The sequence below is a fragment of the Paenibacillus aurantius genome, from assembly GCF_032268605.1.
Lineage (GTDB): Bacteria > Bacillota > Bacilli > Paenibacillales > NBRC-103111 > Paenibacillus_AO > Paenibacillus_AO aurantius.
This window is the reverse complement of the sequence record NZ_CP130318.1, coordinates 2456033-2468640: the sequence shown is the minus strand read 5'-3', so window position 1 is coordinate 2468640 and position 12608 is coordinate 2456033. Positions and strand designations below refer to the sequence as shown.

At 55.7% G+C, this 12608-nt stretch carries 13 protein-coding genes and 1 other annotated feature; of the genes, 3 read left to right on the top strand and 10 right to left on the bottom strand.

Translation table 11 applies throughout. The features are described from left to right. Positions 1 to 6 precede the first annotated feature (6 nt). A complete protein-coding gene (gene pyrR / locus MJA45_RS11125) occupies positions 7 to 561 on the bottom strand; it encodes a bifunctional pyr operon transcriptional regulator/uracil phosphoribosyltransferase PyrR (protein WP_315607321.1) in 555 nt (184 codons plus the stop codon). A 495-nt stretch (positions 562 to 1056) separates the two neighbouring features. Between pyrR and dapD the strand changes: the two genes are divergently transcribed. Further along, entirely contained in the window at positions 1057 to 1767 is a 711-nt protein-coding gene (gene dapD / locus MJA45_RS11120; protein WP_315607320.1) for a 2,3,4,5-tetrahydropyridine-2,6-dicarboxylate N-acetyltransferase, read from the top strand. A 19-nt stretch (positions 1768 to 1786) separates the two neighbouring features. Continuing rightward, a complete protein-coding gene (locus MJA45_RS11115) occupies positions 1787 to 2920 on the top strand; it encodes an N-acetyldiaminopimelate deacetylase (RefSeq protein WP_315607319.1) in 1134 nt (377 codons plus the stop codon). Between the two features lie 165 nt (positions 2921 to 3085). Here the strand turns inward: MJA45_RS11115 and MJA45_RS11110 are convergent, their stop codons facing one another. The 3 genes from MJA45_RS11110 to lspA are packed head-to-tail and all read right to left on the bottom strand — an operon-like array spanning position 3086 to position 5714. Beyond that, positions 3086 to 4246, bottom strand: a complete 1161-nt coding sequence (locus MJA45_RS11110; RefSeq protein WP_315607318.1) for an aminotransferase A — start codon at positions 4244 to 4246, stop codon at positions 3086 to 3088. A 39-nt stretch (positions 4247 to 4285) separates the two neighbouring features. Beyond that, positions 4286 to 5224 carry an RluA family pseudouridine synthase gene (locus tag MJA45_RS11105; RefSeq protein ID WP_407083125.1) on the bottom strand — a complete coding sequence of 313 codons (939 nt, stop codon included), beginning with the start codon at positions 5222 to 5224 and terminating at the stop codon, positions 4286 to 4288. Beyond that, entirely contained in the window at positions 5205 to 5714 is a 510-nt protein-coding gene (lspA, locus tag MJA45_RS11100; protein ID WP_315607996.1) for a signal peptidase II, read from the bottom strand. Before lspA ends, MJA45_RS11105 begins: the two co-directional genes overlap by 20 nt. A 106-nt stretch (positions 5715 to 5820) precedes the next feature. Between lspA and MJA45_RS11095 the strand changes: the two genes are divergently transcribed. After that, on the top strand, positions 5821 to 6564 hold the full coding sequence (locus MJA45_RS11095) for a TraR/DksA C4-type zinc finger protein (RefSeq protein ID WP_315607316.1): 744 nt from the start codon (positions 5821 to 5823) through the stop codon (positions 6562 to 6564). A 98-nt stretch (positions 6565 to 6662) separates the two neighbouring features. Here the strand turns inward: MJA45_RS11095 and ileS are convergent, their stop codons facing one another. The 6 genes from ileS to MJA45_RS11065 form a co-directional block, all read right to left on the bottom strand. Beyond that, positions 6663 to 9434, bottom strand: coding sequence for an isoleucine--tRNA ligase (ileS, locus tag MJA45_RS11090; RefSeq protein ID WP_315607315.1), 2772 nt, complete (start codon positions 9432 to 9434; stop codon positions 6663 to 6665). A 66-nt stretch (positions 9435 to 9500) separates the two neighbouring features. Next, positions 9501 to 9733: a binding site (T-box leader), on the bottom strand. 49 nt (positions 9734 to 9782) lie between these two features. Then, positions 9783 to 10274 (bottom strand): DivIVA domain-containing protein, encoded by a 492-nt coding sequence (locus tag MJA45_RS11085; RefSeq protein WP_315607314.1) that lies wholly within the window; start codon positions 10272 to 10274, stop codon positions 9783 to 9785. 108 nt (positions 10275 to 10382) lie between these two features. Next, a complete protein-coding gene (locus MJA45_RS11080; RefSeq protein WP_315607313.1) occupies positions 10383 to 11165 on the bottom strand; it encodes a YlmH family RNA-binding protein in 783 nt (260 codons plus the stop codon). 9 nt (positions 11166 to 11174) lie between these two features. Further along, a complete protein-coding gene (locus MJA45_RS11075) occupies positions 11175 to 11471 on the bottom strand; it encodes a YggT family protein (RefSeq protein ID WP_407083124.1) in 297 nt (98 codons plus the stop codon). A 2-nt stretch (positions 11472 to 11473) separates the two neighbouring features. Further along, on the bottom strand, positions 11474 to 11908 hold the full coding sequence (locus MJA45_RS11070; RefSeq protein ID WP_315607312.1) for a cell division protein SepF: 435 nt from the start codon (positions 11906 to 11908) through the stop codon (positions 11474 to 11476). A 16-nt stretch (positions 11909 to 11924) separates the two neighbouring features. Next, positions 11925 to 12590, bottom strand: a complete 666-nt coding sequence (locus tag MJA45_RS11065; protein WP_315607311.1) for a YggS family pyridoxal phosphate-dependent enzyme — start codon at positions 12588 to 12590, stop codon at positions 11925 to 11927. Between the last annotated feature and the right edge of the window lie 18 nt (positions 12591 to 12608).

The following is a 12608-nucleotide window of genomic DNA, read 5'->3' as shown; positions in this document are numbered from 1 at the left end:
CCTGACTCAAGTGGTCCGCCTCCTCTGCTGCAGTATGCTAACCTGGTCTTTCCCGTCTACTTCATGCAACGAAACTTCGATTTCTTCGTTCTTGGCGGTAGGAACGTTCTTCCCGACATAGTCGGGCCGGATGGGCAGTTCCCGGTGGCCCCGGTCAACGAGTACGGCGAGCTGGATCATCTCCGGGCGGCCGATGTCCATCAGGGCATCCATAGCCGCTCTCACCGTGCGTCCGGTGAACAGGACATCGTCGAACAGGATGAGCTTCTTGTTCCGGATAGCCAGTCTTTCCGCCTGCCGGATGGAATCGAGTCCAGGCGGCTGCTCCCGGTCGTCGCGGTACATGGTCACATCGATTTCTTCGACCGGCACCGGTACCTTCTCAATTTCCCGGATGCGCTCCGCAATCCGTTTGGCCAGGAAGATGCCGCGTGTCCGGATCCCGACCAGCATGCAATTCTCGACTCCCTTGTTCCTTTCGAGAATCTCGTGGGCAATCCGGGTCAATGCCCTTCGGATCGCCATCTCATCCATCAACACGTGCTCCTGCATGGTCTCCATGCTTGAACCCTCCTCGGAACTAACCCCTGTGAACGCAAGGATAACGGCCTTGCCGTCTCTACGGACGGACGAGGAAACTCATGAATCCTCATGGTCTCCACCGCTTTCCGATACAAAAAAACCTCTGCCCGGGGGCAGAGGTTTGGACAAAGTGCAGGCAGATTGAACAGAACCGGCTCTCTGGCCTGTTCTGAGTGGGTGTGTTTCCGAGCGGTATTCCGCTTCGCCTGCAGCTTTGTTGACGTTCACCTTGCCAGCCTCACGGGACTGCTATTAAAGGTGCTACTTAAGCTACATGGATTATCCCACTTTCGACAAAAGAAGTCAAGGCCAAATCGGATTTTGCGATTTCCCGGGCCATAGACTCCCGGATGGCGCTTCTTCTTTTCTACTATATAGAAGGAACACGCATTGATTGGACCCCCTTGTTGTGCTATAAAAGAGGTATTGCCGTTCAACCGGCACCAGATGTTGATCCCAAAGGAGAGAATTCGAATGAGTGAAATGAACACCATGGAAGTTATCAATTTTATTAAGAACAGTGTAAAAAAGACCCCGGTTAAGGTATACATCAAAGGCCAGCTGGACGGCATTGATTTCGGCTCCGAGATCCAGTCCTTCGTTTCCAGCGGAAGCGGCGTTCTGTTCGGCGACTGGAAAGACATTCAAGCCGTTCTCGAAGCCAACCAAGGCGCGGTTGAAGATTATGTGGTAGAGAACGACCGCCGGAATTCCGCCGTGCCTCTGCTTGATCTGAAGAACATCAATGCCCGCATCGAGCCGGGAGCGTTCATCCGCGAGAAAGTGGCCATCGGCAACAACGCCATCATCATGATGGGAGCGGTCATCAACATCGGCGTGTCCATCGGCGAGGGCACCATGATTGACATGGGAGCCATTCTTGGCGGACGCGTGCAAGTCGGCAAAATGTGCCACATCGGAGCGGGAGCCGTCCTGGCCGGCGTAATTGAGCCGCCTTCGGCTCAGCCGGTTATCGTGGAAGACGATGTCCTTGTTGGGGCAAATGCCGTAGTCCTCGAAGGCGTGCGCATCGGACAAGGGTCCGTCGTAGCGGCTGGAGCCATTGTGACTCAAGACGTTCCGGAATATTCCGTGGTAGCCGGGGCCCCTGCCCGCGTGATCAAGAAAGTCGACGACAAGACGAAATCCAAAACCGAGATCCTGATGGAGCTTCGTACGCTGTAAGAAGAGGAGCGCTGCGGGTATGACAACAGCTACTTATCCCTTCGCCGAGATCCGCCGGCAGCTGCACCGGATTCCGGAGCCTGGCTTCCAGGAGTTCAAGACCCAGAAGTTTATCCTGGATTACCTGGCGGGCCTCCCTCAGCACCGGGTTGAAATCCGGACCTGGCGGACCGGGATTATCGTTCGGGTAAAGGGAACGGATCCCCGCCAAAGGATAGGCTACCGGACGGATATGGACGGCCTCCCGATTGAAGAGGAGACCTCCTACCCTTTCCGTTCCAGCCATCCGGGCTATATGCACGCCTGCGGGCACGACTTGCACATGTCCATCGCACTGGGGATTCTCACTCATTTTGTAGAGAACGAAATCCGCGACGATGTGATCGTGCTGTTCCAGCCGGCCGAGGAAGGGCCGGGCGGCGCCCTTCCGATGCTCGCCTGCGACGAGCTGCAGGACTGGATGCCGGACATGATCCTCGCCCTGCACATTGCGCCCGAGTACCCGGTGGGCACCATCGCCATCAAGCCCGGCATCCTTTTTGCCAACACGTCCGAGCTGTTCATCGATCTGACGGGTAAAGGGGGACACGCCGCTTATCCGCACCAGGCCAACGATATGGTCGTGGCGGCCGCCCAGCTCGTGTCCCAGCTTCAGACCATTGTAGCCCGCAATGTGAATCCCCTCGATTCCGGAGTCATTACGATCGGCAAAATCGAAGGCGGAACAAAGCAGAACATCATCGCGGAGAAAGCCCGGCTGGAGGGCACCATTCGAACCCTGTCCGCGGAGACGATGGAACGGATCAAAGGCCGGATCGAAGCTATGGTCCGGGGCGTAGAGGCCGGCTTCGAATGCAAGGCGGCCATCGATTACGGCTCCAACTACCGGCAGGTTTACAATGAAGAAACGCTGACCGATGAGTTTATGAGCTGGGTCCGGGAGACGGGAGTCATGAACCTGGTGGAATGCCGGGAAGCGATGACCGGAGAAGACTTCGGGTATTTCCTCGAGAAAATCCCGGGGTTCCTCTTCTGGCTCGGCGTGGACACCCCTTACGGGCTCCATCATGCCAAGATCGAGCCGGACGAAGACGCGATTGCTCTAGCTGTGACGACCGTCACCCGTTATATCGAATGGAAAAGCACCCCTTGATTCCTCCAGCAGGTCCGGTTCCTCCGGGCCTGCTTTTTCTATCGCTGCCCACACGTCCGCGTGACAAAAAACACCCTGCCCAGTGGTTCCGTACGGAACCACTGGGCAGGGTGTTGGGTGAGCAAAATTAGCTCAGCGGATAAGACCTTTTGCTGTTTGCTGATTCTAGCCTAGCTTGCTGACGAACTTGTCCATGCGATCCAGCGCCTGCCGGAGTCTTTCCATAGAGTAGGCGTAGGAAATGCGGATGTAGCCTTCTCCAAGCGGCGAAAACGCGTCACCCGGCACGACGGCCACTCTCTCTTCCTCAAGCAGCTTCAAAGTAAAGTCCATGGAGTTCAAGCCGAACTGGCGAATGGAAGGGAAGATATAGAAGGCCCCTTCCGGCTTCTCTACTTTGATGCCCATCGCGGTTAGCCGGTCATAGACATAGTCTCGCCGCTCGCGGTATTCGTCCTTCATCGGTTCGGCATCGTCTATGCCAACCGTCAACGCTTCGAGAGCCGCATATTGGGAAATCGAGCTCGCACATGTCACATTGTACTGATGGACCTTAACCATATGCTGAGAGATGGCGGCCGGAGCAAAGGTAAATCCAATGCGCCAGCCCGTCATGGAATGGGACTTGGACAGCCCGTTGATCACGATGGTTTTCTCGCGCATGCCCGGCAGCTTGGCTATCGACTCGTGAGGCCGCTCATAGATAAGCTCGCTGTAAATTTCGTCGGAGATGACGAAGATGTCCCGGCCATCGAGGAGTTGCGCAATCGCCTCCAGCTCTTCCCTATCCAGCACCCGTCCCGTCGGGTTCGAAGGATACCCGAGTACCACGCAGCGGGTTCGGGCCGTCAGCTTATCCTTCAACAGATCCGCAGTGAGCTTGAATCCGTTGTCACGGGTATCCACGTACACGGGCACTCCCCCGCACAGCCGGATCAGGGGCTCATACCCCGGGTACAAAGGCCCGGGCAGAATGACTTCGCTCCCTTCCTCCAGAATGGTGCGGAGGGTTATGTCGAGCGCTTCACTCGCCCCGGCTGTCACGATAACTTCCTGGTCGGGCCGGTAGACGAGACCGTATTTCGTTTCGACAAAGCGGGCGGCCGCTTCCCGGACGTCCGGAAGGCCGGCGTTTGGCGTATAGACGGTTTTGTGGCCGTCGATGGCCCGTTTGGCGGCCTCCATAATGTGAGCCGGTGTCGGGAAATCCGGCTGACCAATGGTCAAAGCAAGCGCATCCTGGTATTGGGTGGCGACCAGGTTTGCGATTTTTCGAATTCCGGAGATTTGAATCTCCTTCAATGCGGGATTGACCAGATGCTCCATGGCCTTCTCTCCTCTCCTCCCTGTCCTGCTTGGTTGTCTCTATTTCTTGCGAAGCCTGTCCAGCAGCTGCTTCATGTCCTCCGGAAGAGGAGCTTGGAATTCCAGATATTCATCGGTTCGGGGATGCTTAAAGCCGAGCACTGCTGCATGCAGGGCCTGCCCCTGCATCTCCCGGTCCTTAGGCCGGCCGTAAGCCGGATCCCCGACCAGTGGGTGTCCGATGAACTTCATGTGGACGCGGATCTGGTGAGTCCGTCCCGTTTCCAACTTCAGCTCCAGCACCGTGAAAGGCTCCAAGCGCTCCACCACTACGAAATGGGTCACGGCATGCTTGCTGTTCCGGTCCGTTACGGTAAACAGCTTGCGGTCGTGAGGATCCCGACCGATGGGGGCATCAACTGTTCCATGGTCATGCGGCATGATCCCGTGAACGACCGCCGTATATTTCCGGGTCACGCTGTGTTCCTTCAGCTGTCCGGCAAGAGACTGATGTGCGGCATCGTTCTTCGCGGCCATTAACAGCCCGGAGGTGTCCTTGTCAATCCGATGGACGATCCCGGGACGCATCACCCCGTTGATGCCCGACAGGTCCTTGCAGTGAAATTGCAGGGCATTGACTACCGTACCCGAATAATGTCCGGGAGCCGGATGAACGACCATCCCCCGCGGCTTGTTTATCACGATGACGTCCCGGTCCTCGTATATGATCTCCAGAGGAATGTCCTCGGCCTCAATTTCGAGCTCCGCCGGCTCGGGGACCGTCAGAAGGATCTGATCCTCCGCCTGAAGCTTGTAGTTGGCCTTGACTTCGCGGCCATTAACGAGCGCGTGCCCCTCCTTGATCCATTGCTGGATCTGGGAACGCGAGACTCCATCTTCCATGGACTCCGCCAAATATTTGTCGATCCGTTCTCCCGCCTCTTCCGCGGCAACGGTCCATTCCTGAATGTCCTGCTGATCAGGATCCATGGGATTCATGAGCGTTGTCCTTTCTTTCCTTAAGCCAGCTTTGCAAGGAATCCAGCAGAATAAGGGCCACCCCAACCACAATGGCGGAATCCGCCACATTGAAGATAGGAAAGACATATTCCTCTACTCCGAATGCCGACAGGTTGAACGTAAACTGCAGAAAATCCACCACTTCGCCCCAGCGGGCCCGGTCGATAAAATTCCCGGCGGCCCCTCCCAGAAGCAGACTTAGCGCTATGCTAAGCAATCGGCGGTTTTCCTGAACCATCTTGCGCAGGTAGAAGAGAATAGCGATAACAACCACAAACGTAATAATCAAGAAGAACCAACGCTGCTCCTGCAGGATGCCGAAGGCGGCCCCCCGGTTCCGGTGGGATGTAATTTGAAAAAACTGCCCGATGACCGATATGGACTCGTGAAGCTCCATTTTGGTCAGGATCAGCCATTTCGTTGCCTGGTCAAGTAAAAAGACAAGCAGTGCTATCACTAAATAAACGATCAACCTAGTCCCTCCTAATGGTTGCCTTACATCACAGGCAATCCCCCTGATACATCGGCTGTCCTCCGCTAACACTAGCTTTAACACCGACAAGGGGGAAGGCTGGATGAAACATCTGACGACCGTCCAACGAAAAAAACTGCATGACCGGCTACTTCAGGAGAAAGCCGATCTGGAAAAGCAGTTTGCCGGTAACAGCAACTTCGGAATGGCCCTTTCGCTCCGCGATTCCATTAGTGAACTGTCTGCTTATGACAATCATCCGGGCGATATCGGAACGGAAGTGTTTGAACGCGGCAAAGATCTTGCTTTGAATGAGCATGCCGAGCGTCACTTGATGGATGTCGAGGCCGCTTTGGCCCTTTTTGACAAAGGGGAGTACGGCACCTGCGCCGAATGCGGCCGGGCGATCCCTTACCGCCGGCTGGATGCCGTTCCTTCCACCGCTTACTGCATCGAGCATGCCCAGGACAAGAGCATTTCCCAGCGCCGCCCGATTGAGGAGAAGATCATGGCTCCTCCTTTCGGTCGCACCAGCCTGGATGAGCTGGATGAGCAGAACCAGTTTGACGGGGAGGATGCCTGGCAGATCGTCTCGAGCTGGGGGAATTCAAATTCCCCGGCCATGTCCGAGCAGCGCGACGTAACGGATTACAATGACATGGAAGTGGAATCCGACGAGAACGACGGATATGTCGAAGACCTGGAAAGCTTCCTAGCCACCGATCTATACGGAGGTCAGGTTTCGGTTATCCGAAACAAAGCCTACTACGATTATTTGCAGCGCAAGGATGGAGACCCGCTTCTGGAGCCGGACGATTTGGAGGAGAGTGAAGACCGCTTTTCCTAAACGCACGTTCCTATCTCCTTTTGCCCGGAAACCGTGCAGGACCGGATCAAACCTGAGGTTGGATCCGGTCCTTCGGGCCGGGAAGCTTCTGATGCTCCTTAAGCTTGGGCAGGCAGCTGCGCAACCACCGAAGCACAACGTTTGCAGAGGGTAGGGTGTTCCTCTACCTGTCCGACTTCCGGAGTCACGATCCAGCAGCGCTCACATTTCTCGCCTTCTGCCGGTACGACCTTCACCGCCAACTTCTTGAGAGCGACCGCGTCCTCGGGAACAGCCGAGCCTGCCGGGTGAACCGTGGCATGGGAAACGATAAACAATTCGTCCAGCCGGTCAAAGCCGGCGAGAAGCTTTTCCGTGTCCGCATCCGGATAGAGATGCAGGGAAGCTCCCAAGGAATTCCCGATCGTTTTCTTATTCCGGGCTTCTTCCAGCGCTTTATTGACTTCGGTTTTCACCTCGATGAACTGGTTCCATTTGGCTTCCAGCTCTTTGTCGTACAGGCTGGAGTCGGCCTTCGGCATGCGGGACAGCTGCACGCTGACCTCCTCAACGCCCAATGTGTGCCTCCAGACCTCATCGGCCGTATGCGGAAGGATCGGAGCAATCAATTTAGTTATAACCGTCAGCGCCTCATATAATACCGTCTGGGCCGCTTTCCTGCCCGCATCCTCCGGTGCGCTGGCATAGAGGCGGTCTTTGACGATGTCCAGATAGAAAGCACTCATTTCCACCGCACAGAAGTGGTGCACGGCCTGGTAAACAATGTGGAATTCGTAGTTGTCATAGGCTTTGAGCACCCGCTCCGTCAGCCGGTTAAGCTGAATCAAGGCGAACCGGTCCAGCTCGTTAAGCTGGCTTTTCTCTACTTTATCCTTAGTGGGATCAAAGCCGGCGAGATTCCCCAGGAAAAACCGGAGCGTGTTACGAACCTTCCGGTACACCTCCGTAATTTGCGACAGGATGTTATCGGAAATCCGGACATCCGCTTGGTAATCGACCGATGCGACCCACAGGCGGAGAATGTCCGCTCCGAGCTTGTTGGATACCGCATTCGGATCCACCGTATTTCCGATGGACTTGGACATCTTCCGCCCTTCGCCATCCAGCGTGAAGCCGTGGCTCAGAATGCCGCGGTACGGGGCTTCCCCGTAAACGGCCGTCCCGGTGATAAGCGAAGAGTTGTACCAGCCGCGGTATTGGTCCGATCCTTCGAGATACAGGTCGGCCGGCCATTGAAGCTCGGGGCGCTGTTTAAGCACCGCCGCATGGCTCGAGCCGGAATCGAACCAGACATCCATGATGTCCGTCTCTTTACGGAACTCGCCGTGGCCGCACTCCGGACAGCTTGTGCCTTCCGGCAGAAGCTCGCTTTCGCTGCGGATAAACCAGGCGTTGGAGCCTTCCTTGGCGAACACATCCGCCACGTGCTCGATGGTATGCTCATTGACGAGCGGATGGTTGCAGGAACGGCAGTAGAAGATCGGAATCGGAACTCCCCAAGCCCGCTGGCGGGAAATACACCAGTCTCCGCGGTCGGCGATCATGTTATGAAGCCGGATTTCCCCCCAGTTCGGGGTCCAGTTTACCTTTTTGATTTCGTCCAGCATATCCTCGCGGAACTTGTCGATAGAAGCGAACCACTGCTCCGTCGCCCGGTAAATGACCGGCTTCTTCGTCCGCCAGTCATGCGCGTATTGGTGGGTGATGCTTCCCGCCTTCAGCAGATGCCCCGTTTCCTGGAGCTTCTCCATAATCGGACCGTTGGCTTTCTCGTAATACAGCCCTTCGAAGCCCGGGGCTTCCGCGGTCATTTTCCCTTGGTCGTCGACCGGACAAAGAACTCCGATATTGTAACGCTGTCCGATCAAGAAGTCGTCTTCCCCGTGCCCCGGTGCCGTATGAACGGCTCCCGTACCGGCTTCCAGGGTGACATGTTCCCCTACCATGACGAGGGAATCCCGGTCGTAGAAAGGATGGCGGCACACCGCCCGGTCGAGCTCCGCGCCTTTGACTTTATCGAGCACCTTGTAGTCGGTCCAGCCGATTTCTTTGGCCGCCGTCTCCAGCAGCCCTTCCGCCAGAACATACTTGCGGCCATTCGCTTCGACCACCACGTAATCGAACTCCGGATGAAGGCTGATCCCGAGGTTGGCGGGAAGCGTCCATGGCGTCGTCGTCCAGATCACGATCGCGGAATCTTCCGGAAGCTTGCCCTTGCCGTCCTTCACATCAAAAGCGACATAGATCGAAGGAGAGGTCTTCTCCTTGTACTCGATTTCGGCTTCCGCCAGAGCGCTCTCCGAGGACGGGGACCAGTAAACGGGCTTCAAGCCTTTGTAGATGTAGCCCTTGTTCACCATTTCCCCGAAGACGCGGATTTGCATCGCTTCATATTCCGGCTGGAGGGTGATGTACGGGTTCTTCCAATCCCCGCGAACCGCGAGACGCTGGAACTGTGCCTTCTGCTTCTCCACCCAGTTCAAGGCATAATCCTTGCAGTACTCCCGGAACTCGGGCACGGACATTTTCTTGCGGTCCACCTTGCCGCTGTTCGTGATCGCCTGCTCGATGGGCAGTCCGTGCGTATCCCAGCCTGGAACATAAGGCGCCTGAAACCCATTCAGCGATTTGTAGCGGACGATGATGTCCTTCAAGATCTTGTTCAGCGCATGCCCGATATGAATATCTCCGTTCGCGTAGGGAGGCCCGTCATGGAGAATAAACTTAGGCAGCCCCTCCGTCGCTTCCTGAACCTTCGCATAAATGTCCAACTCGTCCCACCACTGCTGAATCTTCGGTTCCGCCTGAGGCAGGTTGCCGCGCATCGGAAAATCCGTCTGCGGCAGGTTTAACGTTTTGCCGTAATCCATATTCACCACTCCTTATTTGCAATCCAGCTCGCCTTTCCTTATAAAAAGCAAAAAACCTCTCATCCCAAAAGGGACGAGAGGACATCTCGCGGTACCACCCTCATAAAAACCGCCGCTGTCGGCAGACGCCCAGCGGTTCTCACTCGAAGATCGTTAACGGGATCACCCGATGCTCTTTACTCGGATTTCAAGAGATACTCCTGGTGGATCTTCCGGCGCTTTCGAAGATTAGGCTCACACCGTTCCCTAACTCGCTGACCCCGATTGGGCGCCTTACTCGTACCAGTCATCGCTTTGTGACGATTATTTTACCATGGAGTATATCGAAAATAACTGCTTACGTCAACCTTACAGCGATTGGGACGTCTCGGCCGCCGGACGTCCCTCGAGCGAATCCCAGCTGTCGGTGTTCAGAAGCTCCAGCTGCGTTTCGAGCAGCGTCCGGAACCGGGTCCGGTAAATGGACGCCTGCTTCTTAAGCTCTTCGATCTCCAAAGACACTTTCCCGGACTTCACAAGCGCTTCATTGATGATCCGGTCCGCATTCTTCTCCGCTTCACGGATAATGAGCTGGGCTTCCTTCTTGGAGTTGCCTTTCACCTCGTCGGCCGCTTCCTGGGCTACGATGATGGTTTTGCTCAAACTTTCCTCTATATTCGTAAAGTGATCCAGCCGTTCCTGCAGAGCGGCGATCTGGTTATGCAAATCCTTGTTCTCGCGGATGATGGATTCATAGTCCTTAATCACCTGGTCCAAGAACTCGTTCACTTCATCCTCGTCGTACCCCCGGAAGGAACGCTTGAACTCCTTATTATGTATATCTAACGGCGTTAACGGCATGTGGTACACCTCCTGAGATGGCTTGTATTGATGTTATTCGACAGGAAAAACAAATTTCCTGCACCTGGCTGTTGAATTGTCATGGTTATGAAGACAGCAAGCGGGCCGTTACTTGTACCGGCCCACCTTGAGTCTCATGCGTCCCTTCTTGGTCACTCCTTCGACCTCCAACACCTTGAATCGGCCAAAGCCCTGGAGGGACACCACGTCCCCTTCCTTAAGCGGCTTGCTGGGGTCTTCTTCCACCTTCCAGTTCACCCGGCAGCGCCCGGCCTTGATGGGGATCACCGCTTTGGCCCGGCTGAGCCGGCACACATCGCTTACAATCCCGTCGAGACGCAGGGAAGCGACCGAGAGGTTCATCTCCTCGAACTCGACGGCCGTCGTCTGCAGGCGGTCGAGCGGAAGAAGCTCGGTCATGACATGAACGCGGTGTACCTGCTGCAGGTTGAGCCGGATGAAATCGGCGATCTCCTCGGCTACGAGGCAGTGGCATCCCGACTCCAGCACATGGATGTCTCCGATCTTGTCCCGCTTGATCCCGAGCCCGAGAATCGCTCCCATGTAATCCCCGTGGTCGAGTGCCAGGAACTTATCGTCTCCTGAGGTAACCGAGAGGACCTGAATGCCGGGGGATTCATCGGAAGGGTCCCGATAGTCGGGGGAGAGGATAGCTCTTTTCCTCTCGGCCTGAGGGTATCCCCCGTTAAGATGCAGGGCGACATCCGGCTCCCGGTTGGCGAGGGCGGTTAGAATGACCGCCTGCCGCGGATCGAGAAAATCCGTCCGCTTCACGTCATGCTGCCGCGCCGCCCGTTCGATCCAATCCGTGGCTTTGTCTGCGAAAGCATGCTCATCCGGATGAAAATGCGTATACCAGTCTTTGCTCATGCCGCCCGCCTACATGAACAGCTCGGCGATATAGACAATAACCCCGATGATCCCCTGAATGACGAACTGCAGGGCGATCAGGGCTACGATAGGAGATAAATCGAGCATTCCGCCGATAGGGGGGATGATTTTACGGAAAGGAGCCAGATAAGGCTCTACCAGCTTGGCCAGCCATTCGCCGACCACGCTGTCCCTTGCGTTAGGCAGCCAAGAGAGTAGAATGTATGCGATGATCATGTAGCGGTAAATGGATCCCAAGACTCCAATGTAATGTACGATGCTGCCCAATAAATCCAAGCGGTTCACCCCTAATTGTTGTATTGCGCCTCTTCGTCCACCATTTCCTTAATCGCTCCCTGGATTTCCACGGAGTCGGGGGTGCACAGAAAAATATTAGGCCCGATTTTGGAAATGTTGCCGTTCAAGGCGTAAACGGTCCCGCTCAGAAAGTCCACGATGCGCATAGCCTGATCGGACCGGACCCGCTGCAGATTGACAATGACCGGTCTGCGCGAGCGGAGATGATCGGCGATGTCTTGCGTTTCTTCGTAAGAACGCGGTTCGTTCAATACGACGCGGACATTCTTCTGGGTGTGGATGCTGACGACGTTCCCCTGTTTCTTACGCTGTTCGAAAGGATTGGTTTCAACTTCCTCCTGCGTCTCCACGATCCTTTCGCGTTCCACCATTTCTTCTTCCTCTTGAAGCCCGAAAAAATTCATAATTTTATTCATTACTCCCATAGCTGCCGCCTCCTGTTCATTCTTTTCCCATCAGTACCGTACCGAGTCTTATCCAGGTTGCTCCTTCTTCAACGGCTACTTCGAAATCATTAGACATCCCCATGGATAGTTCGTTTACCGGCTGAGGCAGAATTCCCCGCTCGTTCAGCTCATCCCGGAGCTCCCGCAGCCTGCGGAATACAGGCCGGGTTTCTTCCGCCCGGGCTTCATAGGGAGCCATCGTCATCAGTCCGCACACGTCCAAGCCCGGCAATCCCTTAAGATGCTCCGCAAACTCCATAAGCTTGTCCGGCGCAAGACCGAATTTCGTTTCTTCTCCCGATACGTTTAACTGGATGAAGACTTTCTGGCGAATGCCGAGCGCCGCCGCCTTCTTGTGGATTTCATCGGCCAGACCGGGCCTGTCCAAGGAGTGTATGTACGTACACTTCCCGACAACGTCCTTCACCTTGTTGGTCTGCAGATGCCCGATAAAATGCCATTCGGCCTCGTCACCTATGGTCTCCCATTTGACTTTGGCGTCCTGCCAGCGGCTTTCTCCGATATGCCGGAGACCGAGCCGTACCACTCGTTCGGTATTCTCTAGAGACGAGTATTTCGTGACGGCGATGATCCGCACGTCTTCCCTGGGGCGGCCGCTTCTATCGCATGCGTCCGCTATCCGGCTTTCTACCTGTTCCATTCGATTAACGAAATCCAA

Excerpts from the sequence above, each read along its gene's own strand:
- MJA45_RS11095 (WP_315607316.1), top strand. The coding sequence starts at position 5,821 with ATGAAACATCTGACGACCGTCCAACGAAAAAAACTGCATGACCGGCTA.
- MJA45_RS11070 (WP_315607312.1), bottom strand. The coding sequence starts at position 11,908 with ATGGGAGTAATGAATAAAATTATGAATTTTTTCGGGCTTCAAGAGGAA.
- MJA45_RS11085 (WP_315607314.1), bottom strand. The coding sequence starts at position 10,274 with ATGCCGTTAACGCCGTTAGATATACATAATAAGGAGTTCAAGCGTTCC.
- pyrR (WP_315607321.1), bottom strand. The coding sequence starts at position 561 with ATGGAGACCATGCAGGAGCACGTGTTGATGGATGAGATGGCGATCCGA.
- MJA45_RS11065 (WP_315607311.1), bottom strand. The coding sequence starts at position 12,590 with ATGGAACAGGTAGAAAGCCGGATAGCGGACGCATGCGATAGAAGCGGC.
- dapD (WP_315607320.1), top strand. The coding sequence starts at position 1,057 with ATGAGTGAAATGAACACCATGGAAGTTATCAATTTTATTAAGAACAGT.
- ileS (WP_315607315.1), bottom strand. The coding sequence starts at position 9,434 with ATGGATTACGGCAAAACGTTAAACCTGCCGCAGACGGATTTTCCGATG.
- MJA45_RS11080 (WP_315607313.1), bottom strand. The coding sequence starts at position 11,165 with ATGAGCAAAGACTGGTATACGCATTTTCATCCGGATGAGCATGCTTTC.
- MJA45_RS11115 (WP_315607319.1), top strand. The coding sequence starts at position 1,787 with ATGACAACAGCTACTTATCCCTTCGCCGAGATCCGCCGGCAGCTGCAC.
- MJA45_RS11105 (WP_407083125.1), bottom strand. The coding sequence starts at position 5,224 with ATGAATCCCATGGATCCTGATCAGCAGGACATTCAGGAATGGACCGTT.
- MJA45_RS11110 (WP_315607318.1), bottom strand. The coding sequence starts at position 4,246 with ATGGAGCATCTGGTCAATCCCGCATTGAAGGAGATTCAAATCTCCGGA.